Origin of the sequence: Priestia koreensis (genome assembly GCF_022646885.1) — a bacterium.
GTDB lineage: Bacteria > Bacillota > Bacilli > Bacillales > Bacillaceae_H > Bacillus_AG > Bacillus_AG koreensis_A.
Map to the genome: position 1 here is coordinate 1517830 of NZ_CP061868.1, position 21242 is coordinate 1539071.

The 21242-nt window shown below is 41.2% G+C and carries 26 protein-coding genes; 24 read left to right on the plus strand and 2 right to left on the minus strand.

What is annotated here, in order from left to right; all coding sequences use genetic code 11:
• Nucleotides 1-50: 50 nt before the first annotated feature.
• A complete protein-coding gene (locus tag IE339_RS07525) occupies nucleotides 51-593 on the minus strand; it encodes an STM3941 family protein (RefSeq protein WP_242175241.1) in 543 nt (180 codons plus the stop codon).
• Nucleotides 594-866: 273 nt separating this feature from the next.
• Between IE339_RS07525 and IE339_RS07530 the strand changes: the two genes are divergently transcribed.
• The 7 genes from IE339_RS07530 to IE339_RS07560 all read left to right on the plus strand — a co-directional run bounded on the left by IE339_RS07530 (nucleotide 867) and on the right by IE339_RS07560 (nucleotide 7725).
• The gene (locus IE339_RS07530; RefSeq protein ID WP_242175242.1) at nucleotides 867-1475 is read left to right on the plus strand and encodes a class I SAM-dependent methyltransferase; all 609 of its coding nucleotides are present in this window, start codon (nucleotides 867-869) and stop codon (nucleotides 1473-1475) included.
• Nucleotides 1454-2140, plus strand: a complete 687-nt coding sequence (locus tag IE339_RS07535; protein WP_242175243.1) for a response regulator transcription factor — start codon at nucleotides 1454-1456, stop codon at nucleotides 2138-2140. The genes IE339_RS07530 and IE339_RS07535 overlap by 22 nt, the downstream gene beginning before the upstream one ends.
• Nucleotides 2141-2178: 38 nt before the next feature.
• Nucleotides 2179-3624 carry a sensor histidine kinase gene (locus tag IE339_RS07540; RefSeq protein ID WP_242175244.1) on the plus strand — a complete coding sequence of 482 codons (1446 nt, stop codon included), beginning with the start codon at nucleotides 2179-2181 and terminating at the stop codon, nucleotides 3622-3624.
• A gap of 125 nt (nucleotides 3625-3749) precedes the next feature.
• Nucleotides 3750-4322 (plus strand): histidine phosphatase family protein, encoded by a 573-nt coding sequence (locus IE339_RS07545; protein ID WP_242175245.1) that lies wholly within the window; start codon nucleotides 3750-3752, stop codon nucleotides 4320-4322.
• 136 nt (nucleotides 4323-4458) lie between these two features.
• A complete protein-coding gene (locus IE339_RS07550) occupies nucleotides 4459-4785 on the plus strand; it encodes a nucleoside triphosphate pyrophosphohydrolase (RefSeq protein ID WP_242175246.1) in 327 nt (108 codons plus the stop codon).
• Entirely contained in the window at nucleotides 4778-7204 is a 2427-nt protein-coding gene (locus IE339_RS07555) for a DEAD/DEAH box helicase family protein (RefSeq protein WP_242175247.1), read from the plus strand. Before IE339_RS07550 ends, IE339_RS07555 begins: the two co-directional genes overlap by 8 nt.
• A gap of 128 nt (nucleotides 7205-7332) precedes the next feature.
• Complete coding sequence (locus IE339_RS07560) at nucleotides 7333-7725, plus strand: VOC family protein (RefSeq protein ID WP_242175248.1); 393 nt, start codon at nucleotides 7333-7335, stop codon at nucleotides 7723-7725.
• Between the two features lie 58 nt (nucleotides 7726-7783).
• Here IE339_RS07560 and IE339_RS07565 read toward each other — a convergent pair whose 3' ends face one another.
• Nucleotides 7784-8086 (minus strand): hypothetical protein, encoded by a 303-nt coding sequence (locus tag IE339_RS07565; protein ID WP_053402987.1) that lies wholly within the window; start codon nucleotides 8084-8086, stop codon nucleotides 7784-7786.
• A gap of 528 nt (nucleotides 8087-8614) precedes the next feature.
• Between IE339_RS07565 and IE339_RS07570 the strand changes: the two genes are divergently transcribed.
• The 17 genes from IE339_RS07570 to cydC all read left to right on the plus strand — a co-directional run bounded on the left by IE339_RS07570 (nucleotide 8615) and on the right by cydC (nucleotide 21137).
• A complete protein-coding gene (locus IE339_RS07570) occupies nucleotides 8615-9079 on the plus strand; it encodes a BREX-1 system adenine-specific DNA-methyltransferase PglX (RefSeq protein ID WP_242175249.1) in 465 nt (154 codons plus the stop codon).
• Between the two features lie 26 nt (nucleotides 9080-9105).
• Complete coding sequence (locus IE339_RS07575; protein WP_242175250.1) at nucleotides 9106-9531, plus strand: gas vesicle protein GvpQ; 426 nt, start codon at nucleotides 9106-9108, stop codon at nucleotides 9529-9531.
• 27 nt (nucleotides 9532-9558) lie between these two features.
• Nucleotides 9559-9819, plus strand: a complete 261-nt coding sequence (gene gvpJ, locus IE339_RS07580) for a gas vesicle protein GvpJ (protein WP_053402984.1) — start codon at nucleotides 9559-9561, stop codon at nucleotides 9817-9819.
• Nucleotides 9820-9855: 36 nt separating this feature from the next.
• The gene (gene gvpO / locus IE339_RS07585; protein WP_242175251.1) at nucleotides 9856-10116 is read left to right on the plus strand and encodes a gas vesicle protein GvpO; all 261 of its coding nucleotides are present in this window, start codon (nucleotides 9856-9858) and stop codon (nucleotides 10114-10116) included.
• Between the two features lie 24 nt (nucleotides 10117-10140).
• Nucleotides 10141-11046: a gas vesicle protein GvpN gene (gene gvpN, locus IE339_RS07590; RefSeq protein WP_242175252.1), complete on the plus strand. Its 906-nt coding sequence runs from the start codon at nucleotides 10141-10143 to the stop codon at nucleotides 11044-11046.
• Nucleotides 11047-11065: 19 nt separating this feature from the next.
• Nucleotides 11066-11830 (plus strand): GvpL/GvpF family gas vesicle protein, encoded by a 765-nt coding sequence (locus tag IE339_RS07595; RefSeq protein ID WP_242175255.1) that lies wholly within the window; start codon nucleotides 11066-11068, stop codon nucleotides 11828-11830.
• Nucleotides 11831-11836: 6 nt separating this feature from the next.
• Nucleotides 11837-12094: a gas vesicle protein GvpG gene (locus IE339_RS07600; protein ID WP_053402980.1), complete on the plus strand. Its 258-nt coding sequence runs from the start codon at nucleotides 11837-11839 to the stop codon at nucleotides 12092-12094.
• Complete coding sequence (locus IE339_RS07605; protein ID WP_242175257.1) at nucleotides 12057-12896, plus strand: GvpL/GvpF family gas vesicle protein; 840 nt, start codon at nucleotides 12057-12059, stop codon at nucleotides 12894-12896. The genes IE339_RS07600 and IE339_RS07605 overlap by 38 nt, the downstream gene beginning before the upstream one ends.
• A 19-nt stretch (nucleotides 12897-12915) precedes the next feature.
• Entirely contained in the window at nucleotides 12916-13191 is a 276-nt protein-coding gene (locus IE339_RS07610; protein ID WP_053402978.1) for a gas vesicle protein, read from the plus strand.
• On the plus strand, nucleotides 13157-13441 hold the full coding sequence (locus IE339_RS07615) for a gas vesicle protein K (protein WP_053402977.1): 285 nt from the start codon (nucleotides 13157-13159) through the stop codon (nucleotides 13439-13441). Before IE339_RS07610 ends, IE339_RS07615 begins: the two co-directional genes overlap by 35 nt.
• A gap of 28 nt (nucleotides 13442-13469) precedes the next feature.
• Complete coding sequence (locus tag IE339_RS07620) at nucleotides 13470-13793, plus strand: gas vesicle protein (protein ID WP_053402976.1); 324 nt, start codon at nucleotides 13470-13472, stop codon at nucleotides 13791-13793.
• A gap of 45 nt (nucleotides 13794-13838) precedes the next feature.
• Nucleotides 13839-14516, plus strand: coding sequence for a GvpT/GvpP family gas vesicle accessory protein (gene gvpT / locus IE339_RS07625; RefSeq protein WP_242175259.1), 678 nt, complete (start codon nucleotides 13839-13841; stop codon nucleotides 14514-14516).
• Between the two features lie 33 nt (nucleotides 14517-14549).
• Entirely contained in the window at nucleotides 14550-14960 is a 411-nt protein-coding gene (gvpU, locus tag IE339_RS07630; RefSeq protein ID WP_242175261.1) for a gas vesicle accessory protein GvpU, read from the plus strand.
• 318 nt (nucleotides 14961-15278) lie between these two features.
• A complete protein-coding gene (locus IE339_RS07635) occupies nucleotides 15279-16673 on the plus strand; it encodes a cytochrome ubiquinol oxidase subunit I (protein WP_242175263.1) in 1395 nt (464 codons plus the stop codon).
• Complete coding sequence (cydB, locus tag IE339_RS07640; protein ID WP_242176142.1) at nucleotides 16673-17683, plus strand: cytochrome d ubiquinol oxidase subunit II; 1011 nt, start codon at nucleotides 16673-16675, stop codon at nucleotides 17681-17683. The genes IE339_RS07635 and cydB overlap by 1 nt, the downstream gene beginning before the upstream one ends.
• Nucleotides 17683-19398: a thiol reductant ABC exporter subunit CydD gene (gene cydD, locus IE339_RS07645; protein WP_242175264.1), complete on the plus strand. Its 1716-nt coding sequence runs from the start codon at nucleotides 17683-17685 to the stop codon at nucleotides 19396-19398. The genes cydB and cydD overlap by 1 nt, the downstream gene beginning before the upstream one ends.
• Entirely contained in the window at nucleotides 19398-21137 is a 1740-nt protein-coding gene (cydC, locus tag IE339_RS07650; protein WP_242176143.1) for a thiol reductant ABC exporter subunit CydC, read from the plus strand. The genes cydD and cydC overlap by 1 nt, the downstream gene beginning before the upstream one ends.
• Nucleotides 21138-21242: the final 105 nt, after the last annotated feature.

A 21242-nucleotide genomic window follows, 5' to 3' on the forward strand; every position in this document is an offset into this window, starting at 1 on the left:
AGGACCTTAAAGCACTTGCTTAAGGTCTTTTTTATATGCAACGTTTAGCCTTACTGTGCTTTCGCATTTTCCTCCGGAACTAAAATATTAATCTCCAATTCGGACAAAGCCACTAGAAACTTCTCCCTATCCTGACGCTTCATCATATTTAGGGCGACATTAAATATAGGAAAACCTGTGCGATGGTTGATGTTTGCGATCCGCTTCGTCGTTTTTGGAGCGATACGATAGTATTTTTCTTCGTCTACTAAAATGATGCCGAACATTGGAACGTTGGAAACTTCGTATGGAAGAAGCCCTTCTACATCGCTCATTTTAAAAGTGAATGGTTCCGATGGAGAAGTGAATATGGTCAGCTCTTTCTCAGTCATAATTAAAAAAGGCTGGGTGGAGAGAATAATTTTCCCCCATTTTGCTAGTACCCACAGAAGTAAAAGGAACATGACTACCCCTAAAATAAGGTATCCTGTTATACCATCTGAGTACGTGAGTTCATCAACAATCATGAATCCAAACAGCGCTTCTGCCGCTAAGACAATGACTCCTAGTAGAACGACTTTCCACTTAGATCGGTAAAAAATGAATTCCTTCATTTATACATCTCCTTTCATTTTACGTGACATCACGCCGCTTATGATTTTCCCCCATCTCCCGTCTTAAAACATAATAAAAGGAATTTTTAGTAATTTTTGTTATTTGTGATGTTATTCAAGCGGAATGGATATGATGCATAAAAGTGCGAAAAAGTTTGTCCAAAGAGATGGATCATGTTAAGAATTGTTAAGATTTTTCCTCATCTTTTATTAAGAACTGCTATGTAAACTGATAGCAATTAAGTAGAAGAATGAAAAGAGGAGAACATATTGATGAAAGCTCTTCAGTTTGTCAGAGAATATATAAAGCATCCGCGCATTGTAGGGGCGATTATGCCGAGCTCGGGAGCGTTAGCGAAACAGATGATACGAACTATTCCTTTTCACGATGTACAGTGTATTATAGAATATGGACCAGGAACAGGTGTATTCACAGAGGAGATTATGCGCCGAAAGGAAAGTCGGACAATTTTTCTCGTGATTGAAACGAATCCCCAATTTTATGCCATATTAAAAGAAAAGTATCAAAACATAAAAAATGTCCATATTATCCACGGGTCGGCTGAGCACGTGAATGAGTATGTTGAAAAATATGAGATAGAAGCAGTCGACTATATTGTTTCTGGTTTACCGTTTACGAGTCTGCCAGTCAGCGTATCCGAAAAAATTTTAACAGCTACGGTTGCTGTGCTTGGGAACGAAGGGAAGTTTATTACCTTTCAATATTCCAAGGTAAAGCAACAATATTTTAAGGCGTATTTCCACACTCTATCATATAAAAGGGTTTGGCTAAACATACCGCCTGCATACGTCTTTACGTGTCATAACGGTTTGAAATCAATGAGAAAGAGTGAAGAAAAATGTCAGAAAAACATATTTTAGTGGTTGATGATGAAGAAGATATTAGACGACTTGTATCCGTCTATTTAAAAAATGAAGGTTATGAAGTTATTGAAGCCTCACATGCACTTCAAGCAATCGAACTAGTAGAGAATCACCCGATCGATTTAATTGTATTAGACGTGATGATGCCCGGGATGGATGGGATCGAGGCATGTTTGAAAATTCGAGAAAAGCATCAAATGCCAATTATTTTTTTGTCAGCTAAGTCACAGGATATGGACAAAATTCAAGGTCTTGCGAGTGGAGCAGAGGATTACGTCACAAAGCCATTTAATCCGCTAGAGCTGATTGCGCGGATCAAATCACAGCTCCGTCGCTATTATATGCAGCCAGACACTCGGGTATCGTCTCATGTTCTTGAAAAAGGAGAGCTAAAGGTTAATCCAAAAACAAATGAGGTGTTTGTAGGAAGTCGTGAAGTCCGCCTCACACCAAAAGAGTTTCAAGTGTTGACGCTCCTTTTGCGTCATCCCGGACAAGTATTCAGCATTGAGCGTATTTATGAAGCGGTATGGGAAGAGCCTTTTTACAAAGCTGATAACACGGTAATGGTTCACATAACAAAAATTCGTAATAAAATTGAAGAAAACCCTAAAAAACCAATCTACATCCAGACGGTATGGGGGACAGGGTATAAGGCATGAGTGATTTTAACGTGAAAAAGAGGGTAAGAGGACCGTTTGTGAAGCTGAACATTAGACTGATCTTAATATTTATTCTGTGTTTTGTAGTGGCGTCCGTTACCTTTTTCGTGATTATTAGCTACTTTCAAGATATTTGGTCCTTTCAGGAAGAACAAAAGAAAGGCGAGAAAGTTGAATATGTATTACATCAAACAAGACAGGTAGCGGAGAAAACGAATCTTGATTTAAGTGATCGTAACGCCATTATGGAAATGCTGTCAGACATTAAACAACAACATCCAACGCTTAGTCTTTTAGTAGCAGACGGGAACGGAGATGTTAAATTCCAAACGGAGAGTCCAAGAATTCGTGAAAAAAATATTAAGAAACTTATTCAAGAAAAAATGAATTTTAATGGGCAAACTCAGCGGACGGGGGATCACCAATATTCTTATTTCATCTCCCCGGTCACTTTTAACGGTGAGATGGGATATCTAGTTATCGATAGCCCACCGTCAAAATGGGAAATGAATCCTATTAAGTACAATCGCCAAGTGTACACGGCTCTTGGAATTAGTGTCATCGCATTTTTAGTACTCTTTTTCTTACTGATGAGGCCGATTACGAATTATATTAAGCAAATCGAGCAGGGCATTGGTCGGATTGTAAAAAAAGATTGGACGTATACAATTCCGGTTAAGGGGAAAAACGAACTTTCATCTCTTGCAACAAACATCAACTGGATGACACAGCAGCTCCGAGAACGGTTTGAGCACGAACGAAAAGTCGAGCAATCAAAGAATGAGCTCATTACCAACTTATCACACGATTTACGTACCCCTCTTACATCGATTATTGGCTATCTACAGCTAGTAAAAGACGATCGGTATAAATCGAAGGTGGAGCTAGATGAATATGTAGACACAACGTACAGGCTATCTCAGAAATTAAAGCAGCTACTCGATGAATTGTTTGAATATACGAAGCTATCACTGCCAGACGTAGAGATGAATGTGCAAGAAATCGATTTAGTCGGACTGCTTCATCAGCTCGTAGGCGAATATGAGCCAATTTTTGAAATGAAAGGGTATCAAGTTCATCTTCATCTGCCAGCAAACTCTGTTCCACTTCATATAGATGTAGAAAAAATGGTGAGAGTATACGATAACCTTCTTTCAAACGCAGAGAAATATAGCCAAGGAAAAGACATTGAGGTAAAGATACATGAAACAAAGCAGGAAGTCATCACAAGCATTTCAAACATTACTCATCACATCAGTAAAGATAATGTAAAACAGCTCTTTGATCGCTTTTACCGGGGAGATGAAGCAAGATCAAGCAAGGTTGCAGGTTCAGGACTAGGACTTTCCATTTCAAAGCGCATTGTTGAACTGCATAAAGGTAGGATTTGGGCGGAGAGCAATGGAGATCGACTGACTGTTTATGTGGCGCTTCCGCGTGATTTATCTTCTATTAAAATAACCAATGACCAAATACACCACTAAATATAAAGGTGGTGTATTTTTTTGTGCATATGTAGTAATGTGATTGGTGGGTAATATTACCATATAGAGGGACGTATCGAGATCGTTTACAAACACTTTTGAGTTCTTAGATAAGGAGGGAAAAAATGAATACCATTATTTACTTAGTCAGGCACGGAGATTCGCCAAAGGAAGGAAACGAGCGAACAAGGGAGCTAACTGAAAAGGGATATCGAGATGCAGAGCGGGTAGCAGAAGTTTTAAAGGAAGAAGACGTTGATGTCGTCGCTTCAAGTCCATATAGACGCTCTGTACTAACGGTCGAAAAAGTAGCAAAGACGCTTCATAAAGAAGTCGTAATAATAGAAGAGCTGAAAGAACGGATCTTTTCTCCAAAAGGCACTCGCTTATCAGACAAAGAATTAGCGCCTCTTCTCGAACAATCCTTTTTAGATCCCCACTTTTCATTAGAAGGCGGTGAATCCAACAACGAATGTCAAAAGCGTGCAGTGAAGGTAGTGAAGGACTTAATTAACACCTATGAAGGCAAGAAAATAGTCATCGGATCTCACGGAGCGGTTATGACCTTAATCATGAATCACTTTGATCCGAGGTGTGACCTCCAGTTCTTAAACAGCACGACAAAGCCTGATATTTATAAGCTGACGCTTCACCACGATGAGTTGATGGATGTGGAGAGGCTGTGGGAGTCAGTTTAGAGGGGTGTATCCTTTAATGCGGTAATTGATACGTTATTAGTTTGTAAGTTTTTCAGAAATGAGAGTAGAATGACCATTTTTAGTAGGAGTTAATTTGGTAAAATAATAGTAATAAAAAGATTAAGGAGTGAAAATAATGCCCACTTATAATAAATTAGTTCGTGATCGCATTCCAGAAATTATTTCTAACACAGGTAAAAACTATCGTACAACCATTTTGTCTCAAGAGGAGTATGTACAGGCTTTACAAGCGAAAGCATCCGAAGAGTTGGCCGAATACCTTGCAAGTCCAAATGATGAAGAAGGGGTTGAAGAGCTAGCGGATCTACTGGAAATTATCCATTCACTAGCAGAAGCTCATGGCGCAACGGTTCAACAGTTAGAAGAAGTTCGTCAAAGAAAAGCGGAAAAGCGCGGTGGGTTTAAAGAACGTATTTTCTTGGTTGATGTTGAAGATGAGTAATGTCCAACTTATTACTTCTCAAGTTGGACGAGATGTACTACGAGAAATTGAACGCTCTAAAAGCATTTACATTCTTACTTCCTTCATTATGGATTCAGGCGTTCGTCTTTTGGGAAAATCTCTTTATGAAGCAGCTAACCGCGGTGCTGAAATTAAAATATTATGTGGTGACTACTTGTTTATCACACAGCCAAAAGCGCTTCAAAGGTTAGTCACTATACATCGGAGAATTGAAGCTCGCCTATGGCAAAGTAAAGGAAAGTCATTTCATCCAAAGGCGTACTTGTTCGAGTCAAATGAAGAAGGTGTTTGTATTATCGGTTCTTCTAATTTATCTGCTTCCGCTTTGATGGACGGCGTAGAGTGGAATGTAAAAGTGAAAGAGGGCGTGAATGACAGTACGTTGTCCATGGCGACTGAACAATTTCTTCATTTGTTTTATCATGAACAAACATTATCGGTAAATCGTGAGACGACTTTGCTTTATGGAGAGCAATATGAGAAATTTCATCAGCGTACACCTTCCCTACCATATAGTTGGTCAGAGCGAGAGGAACAGGAGCTTATGCTTCCGACTACTGAAGAGACCTCCACTGAAGCAGGATTAGTGCTGGACGATCCTGTATCTTATGGAGAAATCCAGCCGCGGTTTGCGCAGCTAGAAGCTCTGTCTGCGTTAGAGGATACGTACGAAGAAGGTTACAGTAAGGCAATGGTTGTAATGGCAACTGGGCTTGGAAAGACGTATTTAGCAGGATTTTACGCAAAAAAATTCAAGAAGGTTTTATTCATCGCTCATCTAGAAGAAATACTTGGACAGGCACAAACATCCTTTAAAATAATCATGCCCAATCGATCATCAGGTCTTTTCTATGGAAAGGAAAAAGTTCAGGATGTGGATTTTGTGTTTGCTTCCATTTACACACTTAGTCGCGATAAACATCTGCACACCTTTCGTCAGGATGAGTTTGACCTTATTATCGTCGATGAGTTTCATCATGCGGCGGCAGCTACCTACCAAAAAGTCATCCATTATTTTAAGCCTAAATTTTTGCTTGGAATTACGGCTACGCCAGATCGAATGGATCAGAAAGATATTTATAGCATTTGTGAAGGAAACGTTGCTTATCAGATGCATTTGATGGAGGCTGTGCAGCGAGAGTGGCTTTCCCCGTTTTATTATTACGGTGTTTACGATGAGACGGATTACGCTTCTATTACATGGCTTGGTACAAAATATGATCGTGAAGAATTGCTAGCTGTTCAGCTGAAAGAAGAGGTTGCAGAAAAAATATATGACGCTTGGAATCAGCGTAAACAAACAAGGACAATTGGTTTTTGTTCTTCTATTGAACAAGCAGACTTTTTAGCCGCCTATTTTACAAAAAGAGGAGATAAATCCATAGGTCTTCACTCAAGAACGCAAGGAATGACAAGAGGAGAGGCTATTAGACAGCTTGATGACCAACAGATTAGCGTCATCTTCACAGTGAATTTGTTTAATGAAGGAGTGGACATACCTTCTGTTGATACTTTACTATTTGTCCGACCGACCGAATCTGTGACTGTTTTTACCCAGCAGGTAGGACGAGGTCTTCGTTTACATAGTGAGAAAAAACACTGCACGATTATTGATCTTATCGGGAACTATCGGCACGCGGATACGAAACTGCAGCTTTTTGATACGGGATCAACTGAAAAGAACGGTAAACCATCTTTTTTGCCGACGTTGCCGGAATCTTGCGAGCTGCATCTTGATACGCAAGTTATTAACTTATTTACAGAGTTTCAGAAAAAAAGACAGCCACGTAAGGAAAAACTTCATCTAGCTTTTTTGAATCTTAAGCGGGATTTAGGAAGAAGACCTAGCTATTGGGAGCTTCATTTAAATGGTACTGAACCGACCCAAGCTTACTATCAAGAGTTTAAGTCGTATATTGGCTTTCTCTCGTGGGCTAATGAGCTAACGGTAGAAGAGGAAGAAACGTTTGGCAAGCACAAATCACTTATTGAAGAAGTTGAGCGTACGAGCATGACGAAAAGCTATAAAATGGTTGTGCTGCAATACATGCTGACAAAAGGAGCGAGGGAATGGTACAAACCCATTTCTTCTGCTGATGCAGCATCTTTCTTCCATCACTATTTAACAGAGAAAGACTACAGAAAAAAGATTGATTTCTCCGACCGCTCATCAAAAAAACTTTGGGAATTTGATGAAAATAAGGTAGCTAAATTGATCGCTACGATGCCTATGACGAAGTGGAGTGGAAGTTCAAAGGGAATGATTACGTTTGAAGATGATCTATTCACTTTTCATATTAAAGTAGATGAACAAGAACAGGTGCTTTTATATGAATGGATAAAACAAATCGTGGAGTACCGATTGAATAGCTACTTTGAACGTAAGGGGAATAGGTAACCGATCGGTAAAAACATGTCATTTCCCCTCCGCCAAAAGAACGAGCAAAACGTCCATCTTAAGCCGTTTTTCAGCCGCGGTGTTTTGGCATATAGTGAACCTATAGAAGAGATAGGAGGCGGTTTGGCGTGAATTATGTGCAGTTTCGTGTGGCAAGGCCTACAGATCAGCTTGAGCGGGTGATTGAGTTTTATGAGCGGGGCTTGGGATTGAAGCGTGTGGGTGAATTTTGGGATCACGATGGTTATGATGGGGTGATGTACGGGCTTCCGAACGTTGATTATCACCTAGAGTTTACGCAGCATCAATCAGGCAGTCCATGTCCAGCGCCATCAAAAGATAATCTTTTGGTGTTTTACATACCTAGCAGAGAAGAAATGGAGCTCGTAACGGACCGGTTACATGGGCTTGGATATTACGAGGTGGAGCCTGAGAATCCATATTGGGCCGCAAAAGGTCGTACGTTTGAGGACCCAGACAAATGGCGGATTGTGCTTATGAATACGTCTGGGCTCGGTTAAATGGAAATAAGAAAAGAGCGGATGGAAAATTCCGCTCTTTTTGGCGTTGTAGAGGGTTTTACTCAGCTACACCGTCTTTAAAGTTTTTATCCCAATATTTGTCTCCCTGGTGCTCGAAGTCTTGGGTTGTTTTTTTCAATACATCAATAATGGTTCGTTTCATTTCATTTGATAGGTCACGGTATAATTTTTCAAGTTCTCCGTCTGGGCTGATGCCTGCGATCGCATTGGCTGCCACAAGTAGACGATGCTCTTCTGACTTCTTATCAAGCTCATCGAAAACGTGCTGTGCAAATTTTGCCACGTCTTTATGTTCTGCTTTTACGCGTTTTTGTAGTTCTTCCAATGTTTTATTCATCATGTTCAATCTCCCCATTACTCTTAAAGTTCTCCCTCTTAAGACGTCACTATATCGTCCCATTCTTAAAAATAGATTAAAAATTTCTCTTTTTTTAAAAAAACTTTATTGTAATCGTTCCCATTTTTAATTCGTTCTTTTTCTAAATCACTCTAAACGTATTAAAAAATGATTTGGATCACTCACCTATGCTTTTGTAACAAAAATGTAATGTTTGTCTTAATAATTGGCGATAGCGCATGTTTAGCTGAAATTTTAGCAAGTTTTTCCCCGTTTCTTGTAACAATCATTGTAATTATTAACAAAATAAATTTTTACACTTTGCCAGGCAAGTTTATTGACATGTGGGGTGGGGAACCGCCTACTAGACTTACTCTTATTGCTTCTTCAAAAGTGGATGCAGAAGACTAAGGGGCAACTCAATTCTAAAGCACTTATTTAGCAGCTGAGGACTTTATCCAGAGAAGGAGAAGCAATGAGCTACTGAATTACACATAGGACAACAAAACTAAAAGGGAAAAGGTGATGGACATGTCAGAGAATACGAAAACACAGTCATCAGAGGAAACAGAATTACAAACTAATGATCAAACAGTAGCAAAAGAAAAAGGCAGTAGTAATTATGTGGTGAACTTAACGCTGCTCGGCGGCGTGGTAGGAGCCGGAATTGGTTTGATGTCTAACCCAGGGATGGGAAAAAAGATTTCGGAGCGTGTCGGAAAGTCCGACGTAATGAAGTTAGCCGGTAAGGAATTAAAGAAAACGATGCAGGAGCTGATCGCAGGTCAGGCCGCAGATTCCTTTAAAAAAACGGCGGTTGATTATATAACGAAAAAAGTAGAAGGTGTACAGCAAGGCAACGCGGAGGAGCCAAAGCAAACGGCGTCAGCTTCTTCAGGTGAGTCTTATGAAAAGCTTCAAGAAGAAAACAAACAGTTGAATGATCAGTTAAAACGACTAGAAGAAAAGTTAAACAAGGTACTTGAGAGTAAATAAGAAGCTTGAGACACAGGAGGTAGTCAATGAGTACTGATCCTGCGAAAGAAATGATCGGAAAAGCTGGCAAGAAGATTTGGGAAAAAACGCCTGAAACAGTGAAGGAAAAAGTAAAAGAGGAAGTAAAAGAGCACGCCATTGATACGGTAGAAAGTAACATTCAAGAAAAAGCAAAAAAGCCTATTAAAAAACTAGAAGAAAAAGCGGAAGAAAATGAAGAGAACATCCGCGAGAAGGCAGGCGAAGCAAAGGAAAAGCTTCAAGGTGCGTTTTTGGACGTGAAAGAGAAGCTAGGTGGTTCTCGCGATGAAGACGGAAAGTCAGAAGATAAAAGAAAGAAAATAAAAAGTGCCCGAGATTTAAAAGGTGTGAGCGACATTAAAACATCCCAGGGAATTAAGGGACCAGGTCAGGTTAAGTCGCTGAATGACACAGGCACACTACGAAGCTAAAAATGTAAGCGAGAGGAGAAGATAGAAATGGCTATTCAAAAGAGTACAGATGGTTCAAGTCTTGCGGAGGTAATTGATCGTATTTTAGATAAAGGAATTGTGATTGATGTGTTTGCGAAGGTTTCCGTAGTTGGAATTGAAATTTTAACAGTTGAAGCACGTGTCGTGATTGCCAGTGTGGATACGTGGTTACGTTATGCAGAGGCTGTAGGACTCTTGAGCGACAACGTAGAAGAAAATGGACTTCCACAGCAATCAAATGAACGAAATGCGAAATTTAGTATTTAATCGCACATGTTTTGTTGATCGAGGTGAAAACAGCAGATGAAAAAGATTATGGACAATATTACAGATTTTTTTAAAGACTACATCGCACCCCCGCATAAAATTGTTTCCGTTGAACTGAACGAGGACAAGGGGTGGAAGGCGACAGTCGAAGTGATTGAGGAAAAAGAATATATGAAAAAATACGCAAAAGATGAAATGGTCGGAATTTATGAGGTGCTACTAGATAAAAACAAAGAGGTCATTTCCTTTAAACGAATTCATATCCGTGCCCGCGCGTCAATGGATATCGTCGGCTAGAATGCAGTCGTCGGGGAGGTTAACATGACAGAGCTGAAAGAAAATCAAAAATCAATGGAGATCGTACAGGATTCACAAACGAAGGAGCTGCTGTCGCGCTCGCTCCGCTACATGAACGCGGGCTATTGCATTCACTTTACAGGGCCAACGGGAGTGGGGAAAACAGCCCTTGCACTGGCGCTCGCAAAAAGACGCAGTCGTCCAATTATGGTGATTCATGGAAATCACGAGCTTAATAATCGGGATTTGCTTGGTGACTTTAGCGGTTTTACAAGCAAAAAGCTCGTGGATAATTATGTGCGCTCTGTTTATAAAAAAGAGGAAAACGTAACGGAAACATGGCAAGATGGTCGATTACTAGAGGCGGCTAAAAAAGGTTATACGCTCATTTACGATGAGTTTACAAGATCAAACCCAGAGACTAACAACTTGTTTCTATCGATCTTAGAGGAAGGCGTTATTCCTTTATACGGAACAAAAAAGCTTGCTCCTTTTGAGAGGGTGCACCCTGAATTCTCCGTTATTTTTACGAGTAATCCGGAGGAGTATGCAGGAGTATACCGAACACAGGATGCATTGCTTGACCGAGTGATTACAATTTCTGTAGATTACAAAACGCCTGCAAAGGAAGCCGTGATCCTCTCAGGTAAACTTGGCATTAAAAAGCAAGATGCCAAGGTCGTTACATCGCTTCTTGCTGAACTGCGAAAGAGTTGTCCGGATCGTCATAGTTTGAGTTTGCGCTCCGCTGTGATGATTGCGCAAATTGCTAGAGATGAGAAGATTTCGATGAAAGGAACAAATGAAGAATTTCAGCAACTCTGCTTAGACGTTTTACAGCACAAGCTTGGGTTGTGCTTGAAGGATACTCATGACAACCCACAGGAGGAAGCAAAAAAACAAATCATAAACGTATGCAAGAAATTGTGAGGATAAAGGAGAGAAAATCATGAGCCGAGAAAAAATGGGCATCTACGTATTTGGAGCCATTCAAGAGAAGGAAGATAAGGCGTTTCAATCAATTGAATTTGAGGGAGAAGGACGCAACGTGTATACATTGCACTATAAAGACGCCGCATTCGTCGTAGCACAGGTTCCCCTTAAAATTTACCAGCCGAACCGAGAAAACTTATTTATGCATCAGCATGTGATCTCTGATGTGATGGCTAATAGTGAAGGAGTCATTCCAGTAAGCTTCGGAAACGTCTTTCAATCAGAAGAGGACGTGACGGTTCTTCTTGAAAACCTGTATCCACAGTTTGAAAAAATCTTTCCTGAAATTAAAGGGAAAATCGAAGTGGGATTAAAGGTAGTCGCCAACAAAGAATTTCTAGATGAGAAAGTGAAAAATCATCCAGACGTTCAGAAGGTAGCAGGAACGGTTCAGAGTAAAACAAAAGAAGCGGGTTATTACGACCGAATTAAGCTTGGGGAAGTAACGCAAAAGCTCTTTCAAAACCTGCAGCAAATGATGATTGATGATATTTATGATCCGCTAAAAGAGCTAGCAGAAGCGGCAAAGACGAACGACCCTATTGGCGAAAAAATGCTTTTAAATGCGTCATTTCTTATTGATCGCAATAAGGAAAGCGCCTTTGATGAGATGGTAAACGAGATTTATGAAAAGTGGGAAGGAAAGCTTGAGTTTAAATATAGCGGTCCGTGGCCCGCATACAACTTCGTCAATATTCGCCTAAACGTAGAAGCGAGCTGACTGTGAATGATACACAAGCTGATTACAGCCCCCCTTAATGTGGTTATTAAAGTGGGACAGAAAATTAAAGAAGAAGTGGATCAGCAGCTCTATGATCTTCCAACGATTCAAAAAAAACTTGTGCAGCTTCAGATGATGTACGAGCTAGATGAAATTCCTGAGGAGGCCTTCAAAGAACAAGAAGCTGAACTACTTTTACGCTATGAAGAAGCAAAAAGGAGAGAGCTTGAAGAATGGGAAAACATGGCTAAACGGAAGGGATGAAGAAATGATTTATTTATACGGTTTAATACCGACAGAAGAAGCAGTAAAATCACCTCTTTCTTCATTAAAAGGTCTAGATGATGAAGAACGTGTCTATACCATCCCCATCAATGATGTAACGGCGGTCGTTTGTCGGCTGAACTCGGACAAGTATTCAGAAGAAATACTTCAGCAGAAAATGGAAAATGATATGGATTGGTTAAAGGAAAAAGCGTTTCATCATCATGAAACGCTAGCAGCGCTCTACAGCGGTCATACGGTCATTCCGCTTAAGTTTGGCACCATTTACAACAGTGAAGAAAGCTTAAAGGAAACGATCGTACCGAAAAATAATGTGCTGATTCACACGTTTGAGACGCTCAAGCGCCATGAGGAATGGAACATGAAAGTATACTGTGATGATCAAAAGCTCATGCAGCACGTAACAGATCATGATGAGGTAGTGGAACAAAAGCGTCAAGAGATCGAGAGTCTACCAAAAGGAAGACAATACTTTGAAAAGAAAAAGCTTGATAAATTTATTTCACAGCAGCTTGAAGAAGAAAAATACCGGTTGTGTAAAAGCGTTCAGGATCAGCTTCTACAGTATGCAACGAACGAAGCTGTTAAAAAGAACTGGGGAAAAGATATGACCGGACTTCAAGAAAGTATGGTGTGGAACAGTGCATTCATGCTTCCAAAAGAGACGATTGAAGAGTTTCTAGAGGAGATTAAGAAATCTGAAACGGCTCTGCTTGAAAAAGGTCTTCGCGTCGAGGTATCAGGTCCATGGCCACCTTATCATTTCTCAAGCATTTCATAAAAATGGAGGATGTAGACCTATGTCACTGCGAGAAGATGTTGAAAACAAAGAAATCGCCCTTATTGATATTTTAGACGTTGTCTTAGACAAAGGAGTGGCAATTAGAGGTGATTTGTTAATCTCCATTGCGGGCATTGATCTCGTCTATTTAGATTTACGGGTCCTCATCTCGTCAGTAGAAACGTTAATTCAATCAAGTGAAAAAGGGAAGAAGGAGCTAACTTCTGATCAATTTGACGAACAAAGGAGAGAGCTATTGAATGGAACAACCGATGCATCCAAGTGGAAAGATTAACATTGGACGTGATAATGCCGAGCAAGGACTTGCACAGCTTGTTCTTACCGTTATTGAATTACTTCGACAAATTATTGAACGACATGCAATGAGACGAGTAGAGGGTGGCACGTTAACGGATCAGCAAATTGAAGATCTTGGCGTTGCATTGATGAATCTAGAGGAAAAAATGGATGAGCTGCAAACGATTTTTGGTCTTAGTAAGGAAGATCTGAATATCGATCTTGGCCCTTTAGGAAATTTGCTGTAAGGGATGGTTTAAAAGGAGGATACACATTATGGTCGCACAGCAGTCGACACAATCAAGTACGATCGTTGATGTGCTAGAGAAAGTATTAGATAAAGGTGTTGTAATTGCCGGAGATATTCGCGTCGGGATCGCTGATATCGAACTATTAACCATTAAAATTCGGCTGATTGTGGCGTCAGTTGATAAAGCAAAAGAAATCGGAATGGACTGGTGGGAGACCGATCCTTATCTGAGTTCAAAAGCATCTGAACATAATAAAGCACTAGAAGCTGAGAATGAGCAATTAAAGCTGCGATTAGATGCGCTAGAAGAAAAGATGGAAACGAAGCAAGTAGCACATAACGAAAAGTAGGCGAACGGATCACAATAAAATTCGATTGTTACGGGAGGCAAAAACATGGGAGAACAAGAGAATCAGGTGCAAACAGAAAATAAGGTAGGAAGAAAAGGGATTATTGTACGAGCTGTTGTTGGAGGACTAGTAGGAGCGAGTGCCGGCTATTTATCAAAAGCAGAAAATCGAGAAAAAATGCTTGAGGGAGTGGACCGTGAAGCGGCCAAACTGTTAGCTGATAGCATTGGAACGGTTGTGAAAGGGCGCTTTTCTGGATATAAGGATTCCGGAAAAGACCGAACGTTGAAGCTTGTAGATAGTATAAAAAACTCTGCACAAGGATTCTTACCAGCAAAGAAAGAAGAAGATGACCGTGACAATAAAAGCTATGACGAACTACAGGAAGAAAACGAAGCGCTACAGGAGCGTTTAGAAAGTCTAGAAGAAAAAATTGAGATGCTACTAGAACAACAGGCAGCGGATGTGGAGGACGAGGACGAAGAAGATGAAAACGAGCAAGAAGAGCTAGATGAAGAAAATGAAGACGAAGAAGACGAAGATGATGATGAAGATGAAGAACAGGATGTAGAGGAAGAGAAAGAAGAAGAACAAGAGAAAAAGAAGAAAAAAAGCAGCGGTAAAACCAAAAAAGCATCATCAAAAAAATCATCAAAAACAAAAAAAACGGCGAAAGAGGATGAAGAAACCGAGCTAGCGAGTGACGATGATACGTCTTCATAACGAAAAGAGACAAGAAAGGAGTGCAAAGGACGAATGAGTTCTGAGGTGACAAAAGATAGCATTTTAGAGTTTTTTGTAACGGCTTCAAACAAACATGACTTTGCTCTAGATATTACACTGAACCTAAAGGGAGCGATTGTATCGGGTACAACGATCTCTGCTAGGGAGTATTTTGAACAGCTAAGTGAAAGCTTTACGAGCGATAGTGACGTATCAGAAGCGCTCAGTGAGCAGCTATCAAGCGCAGGAGAGGCTGCGAATGGAGATGATGTCGGAGAGGCACATTTTATTCATTTAAAGGACGCGCGCATTTACTGTGGTGACAGCAAGCCTACGCCATCGAAGGGGAAAATATTATGGCGAGGAAAGCTCAGTGAGATTGATGGCTTTTGTCTAGGGAAAATATCGGAAACGAAAAAAACAACCTCCAAGAAATCCTCGTAATGAAAAACGACCAGATAAAGGGAATCATTCCTATTATCCGGTCGTTTTTTATGTCACAAATCAAACACACATTATTCACATATTTTTCAAATATATAGTTCTTTATACCTATGTTTTTTAACTTGGATGGGAGTAGATTATAGGTATATAGAAGTTATATCCAGTGCTTCCAAAAAAGTGAGTTCATGGTGTAAACACACTTTTTATTCCTCAGATTAATTTGTGAAATGTTGAGCAAATTAATAAATGAACAACTTGTGAAGTATTGAGCAAAGACTTTCTATCATGACAAATGAAGTGTAAGAGGGGGACGTGCAGATGAGTGATTTATTTTTAGCGCGGCTACAGTTTGGATCAACGACTATTTTCCATTTTCTTTTCGTACCGCTGTCGATTGGTCTTGTGTTTTTAGTAGCCATCATGGAAACACTCTACGTCGTAAAAAAACAAGAGATCTACAAAAGAATGGCAAAGTTTTGGGGGCACTTATTTTTAATTAATTTTGCAGTGGGTGTCGTAACGGGAATTATTCAAGAGTTTCAATTTGGCATGAACTGGTCCGAGTATTCACGATTTGTCGGTGATGTATTTGGTGCACCGCTTGCAATTGAAGCACTCCTTGCCTTTTTTATGGAGTCCACGTTCATTGGATTATGGATTTTTGGTTGGGATCGCTTATCGAAAAAAGTTCATCTATTATGTATTTGGCTCGTATCCATCGGTACGATGCTATCGGCGCTTTGGATTTTAGCAGCAAATTCGTTCATGCAAGAACCCGTTGGTTTTATCGTAAAAAATGGTCGTGCTGAAATGAATGATTTTCTAGCACTGCTCACCAATCCACAGCTATTAGTAGAATTTCCACACGTTATTTTCGGTGCATTCGCTACAGGTGCTTTTTTTATCGGTGGAGTGAGCGCCTATAAGTTATTAAAAAAACAAGAAGTGGCCTTTTTTCGTCAATCTTTTCAGATCGCGATGGTTATTGGAATAATCTCAGGACTTGGTCTTGCATTTAGCGGTCATTCACAAGCAAAGCATTTAATGGAATCACAGCCTATGAAAATGGCAGCGAGCGAAGCGCTTTGGGAAGACAGCGGAGATCCCGCATCATGGACAGCATTTGCCCTTATTCATTCAAGCAAAAAGGAAAATTCATTTGAAATTAGCGTACCGTATGCACTTAGTTATTTAGCCTATGAAAAATTTGAAGGAAAAGTTCCAGGAATGAAAACACTCCAAAAAGAATATGAGCAAAAATACGGAAAAGGAAATTATATTCCGCCTGTAAAAACAACTTTTTGGAGCTTCCGAATTATGGTGGGGGCAGGCCTTCTTATGATTGCCGTTTCAGGTGTAGGGTTACTGCTTAGCTACTGGCGCAAACTCGAAAGCAGCAAGTGGTTTTTACGAATCGCCGTTGCGCTCATTTCCTTTCCGTTTTTGGCAAATACCGCAGGATGGATTATGACTGAAATTGGCCGTCAGCCATGGACCGTTTTTGGATTTATGACAACAGCAGCATCGGTTTCACCGAATGTCTCAACAGCTAGCCTTCTTTTTTCGCTTATCGCTTTTACGACGATTTACGCGGTATTAGCCGTCGTTTTAGTTTATCTGTTCGTTCGCGAAATTAAAAAAGGTGCGAGTCACGAATCACCGACCGATCCACCTGTAACCATTGATCCGTTTGATAAGGAGGCGTACTTGTGATGGAACTTAGTGAATTATGGTTTGTTCTTGTAGCGGTCTTATTTATTGGCTTTTTCTTTCTAGAAGGATTTGATTTTGGCGTAGGAATGGCGACGCGTTTTGTGGCTAGAAATGATTTGGAACGACGTATGATGATCAATACGATCGGTCCGTTCTGGGATGCAAATGAAGTGTGGCTTTTGACGGGTGGTGGTGCTATCTTTGCTGCATTTCCACACTGGTATGCCACCATGTTCAGCGGCTATTATATTCCTCTTGTCTTTGTGTTACTTGCTTTAATTGGAAGAGGCGTTGCCTTTGAATTTCGCGGAAAAGTACAGCATGCTTCTTGGGCCAAATCATGGGATTGGGTAGTGTTCCTTGGAAGCTTGCTGCCACCATTTTTATTTGGGGTACTGTTTACGAGTATGTTAAGAGGAATGCCAATCGATGAGAACATGAACATTCACGCGAGCTTTTCAGACTATGTGAACGTGTACTCCGTCGTTGGTGGCGTGACGATTACCTTACTGTGTTTTCTTCACGGGCTTTTGTTTTTAACGCTAAAAACGGTTGGTGAATTGCAGGCAAGAGCTCGTCATATGGCAAAAACCGTCGTTTATGTGGTGATTGCATCCCTCGCTGTGTTTGTTTGCTTATCGTATGTTGAGACGGATCTGTTCGCCGTTCGTCCAGGGGTGACCATTCCACTCATTGCAGCTATTGTGGTGTGCTACGGACTTGGGATTGTATTCTTGAAAAAGCATCGTGATGGATGGTCCTTCATCATGTCAGGTCTTGGAATTGTGCTAACCGTGACGACCATTTTTACAGCGCTGTTCCCACGCGTCATGATCAGTTCGCTAGGAAGTGCTTATAATTTGACCGTATACAACGCTTCATCCGGTCATTATTCGTTAAAGGTTATGACAATTGTAGCGGTCACACTACTTCCATTTGTGCTTGGTTATCAAATATGGAGCTACTACGTATTTCGAAAACGTGTAGATGGAAAAGGTATGATCTACTAATGGGTAAACTACTATTTCAATTCAATGGTATAAAACGAATCCTATTTGTGCTATTTCTCATGACGATCACACAAGGGGCATTCATTCTCCTGCAGGCCAAGTGGCTTGCAGGAGCCATTTCTAGTCTGTTTGCTGGCGAAAAGGTTTGGGATGTACGGACAGAAATCGTCTTGTTCTTCGGTGCATTTGTTATACGGCACGCACTTACACTGATTCGTCAGCGTATTGTGTATCGCTATGCGAAACGCACAACAACAAATCTCAAAGAGAGTGTATTAACAAAGCTGTTCGAATTAGGACCACGCTTTACGAAAAAAGAGGGAACGGGGAATGCCGTAACGCTTGCTATGGAGGGAGTTCCGCAAGTTCAGAGTTATTTAGAACTGTTTTTGCCGAAGTTTATGAATATGATGGTGCTCCCGCTTATGATTGGGCTGTTCACTTTTACAACGGACCGGACATCAGCTGTCATTTTAGCGGTGACGCTTCCTATCCTGCTTCTTTTTATGGTATTGCTTGGGCTTGCAGCAAAAAAGAAAGCGGATCGCCAGTGGTCGTCTTATCGCCTGCTCTCAAATCACTTTGTTGATTCACTTCGAGGGCTAGAGACACTAACCTTTCTTGGTCTTTCGAAGTCTCATGAACAGCAAATCGCAGCGGTGAGCGATCGGTATAAAAAAGCAACGATGAGTACGCTTCGAATTGCCTTTTTGTCGTCATTTGCGCTCGATTTTTTCTCGATGCTAGCGGTTGCTACCGTTGCCGTTTTTCTAGGGCTTGGTCTTATTAATGGTCATCTTGAACTGTATCCTGCACTGCTCACGCTTATTTTAGCACCGGAGTTTTTCCTGCCGGTCCGTGAGGTAGGAACCGATTATCATGCCACGCTAAACGGTCAAGAAGCAGGGATGACGATGATGAACATTTTACAACAGCCTGGATTTGTAAAAGAAAACGCAGTAAAGGGAGAGTGGTCAGATCATTCAAGCATGGAGCTTCGTCATGTGACGGTTCAGCACGAAGAATCAGTCGTACCGTCTCTTCAGGATTTGACCCTAACTCTAAAAGGTAAGAAAACGATCGGAATTATTGGTGAGAGCGGTTCCGGTAAGTCGACGTTGATCGAGCTGCTAGGTGGGTTCTTACAGGCGAGCAGTGGAAAGATCGTGATAAACGGAATGGAGCTAACGCATCTTCAGCAGGACGGATGGCAGCAGCAGCTTCTTTACATCCCGCAGCATCCATATGTGTTTAATGACACCCTTTTGAATAATCTGCGCTTTTATACACCAGATGCGACAATGGAAGAGGTTGAAAGAGCGGTGCAGTCCGTGGGGCTAGATAAAGTAGTCCGCGAGCTTCCGAACGGTTTGCAGGAGAAGATAGGCGAAGGGGGAAGAGCGCTTAGCGGAGGACAAAGTCAGCGTGTCGCATTAGCTCGTGCTTTTTTAGAAAATCGCCCTGTTCTTTTACTAGATGAACCGACCGCTCACCTTGATATTGAAACAGAGTATGAGCTAAAAGAAAAAATGCTGCCTCTTTTTCAAGATAAACTAGTGCTTTTAGCAACGCATCGCCTACATTGGATGCGACAGATGGATGACATTGTCGTTCTTCACAAAGGTAAGGTAGTAGAGGTTGGCTGTCATGATGAACTTATAAAAAAACGAGGCTTTTACTATGATCTCGTTCAGGCGCAAATGGAGGCGGTATGATGAAGGAGAAAGGTTGGCTTATTCCTTATATCAAAGAGCAAAAGTACTTATTCGGATTTGTTCTCATTCTTAGTATGATCGCAATGGCAGCAACGGCAGCACTTTTGTTTACATCAGGCTACCTCATTTCCAAGTCAGCTATGCGACCTGAAAATATTCTCCTCGTATATGTTCCAATTGTAGCGGTTCGGACGTTTGGGATTTTACGATCGGTGTCTCGGTACGTAGAGCGGCTAGCGAGCCATGGACTTATTTTAAGCATTGTATCTCGTATGCGTCCGCGTCTGTATCGCCTGCTTGCGCCGCATGCGCTGAAACGGAGAGTGAAAACAGGTGAGATGCTTGGCGTGCTAGCAAATGATATTGAGCATATTCAAAATATGTATGTGAAAACTATTTTTCCGTCTCTTGCCGCGCTATTTTTATATATGATTTGCATTATGCTGCTCGGCTTTTTTTCTTGGCCTTTTGCTGGATTGATGGCGATATACGGACTGGTTCTCGTTCTCGTGCTGCCTATCTTTTCCTTGTTAGTCGTAAAAGCAAAGCAGGTTCGAATGAAAGAAGGTCGTCACGGGTTGTACGAACGGTTAACAGACGGCATCTTAGGAATTAGCGACTGGACGTTCAGCGGTCGTCAAGCATCATTTGTGTCATCGATTCAAGCAGAAGACCGAATGTTAACGGAATTAGAAAATAGTCAGACACGCTTTGTTCGTTCACGAACGTTTTTCGCACAGCTGACCGTAGGTGTTCTTGTTGTCACGATGCTCTGGTGGACGGGGATGCAGGCCGAAACGGGTGAACTGTCAAAAACACTTATTGCGGCCTTCGTTTTAGTTGTTTTTCCGTTAGCGGAAGCCTTTTTACCATTATCTGATGCGATGAGCGACGTTCCCACTTATCAAAATTCGATCCATCGTTTGAATCAATTGCCAGCAGCTGAGGAGGAAGTCAGCAAAACAATCATAAATACAGAAGACGGCATCCATCTTCAAATGCAGAACGTTTCATTTGGGTATGAAGATCGCCTTACAATAAAGGATGTTTCTTTTGAATTGCCAAGCGGGAAAAACCTAGCGCTCATCGGTCAAAGCGGTGCGGGAAAATCGACGATCGTGAAGCTACTTTTAGGAGCTGAGCGGCCAATGACTGGTAGTGTCTTATTGAACGATGTTCCTACTCATCACGTAGATGAAATTGCTCGGTACATTGGGGTGCTGAATCAACAGCCGCATTTATTTGATACGAGTATAGCAAACAACATTCGTCTCGGAAATCCCAAAGCAAGTGATGAAGAAGTATATGAAGCAGGAAAACAGGTAGGTCTGCATGAGTATATTGCATCGTTGCCTGACGGATATCACACCTCTATGCTCGAAACGGGCCTGCGTTTTTCAGGGGGAGAGCGGCAGCGTATCGCCTTAGCGCGCCTTTTACTACAGAAAACGCCCGTAGTTATACTAGATGAACCGACAGTTGGACTAGATGCTCGCACAGAAAAGGAACTGCTTCGCACCATTTTTAACGTGTTACAAGGGAAGACGGTCGTATGGATTACGCATCACTTAGCCGGCATGAATGTGATGGATGAGATTCTTTTTTTAGAAGAAGGAGCAATAAAAATGAGAGGAAATCATCAAGCGCTGTTACGTGAAGAACGCTACCGTCATTTGTATGAGCTTGATGCACCGTTTGCGGAAGAGACGGACAACGTAGTGAAAAAGATCGTAATCTAAGTGATTATGGTCTTTTTGGCGTAGGGAATATGTGCAAAAGGATAAGCTATTGGAATGATTTATGCCTAGATTGGGACAGTTGCCTGAGGACAAGCTTACAACAGC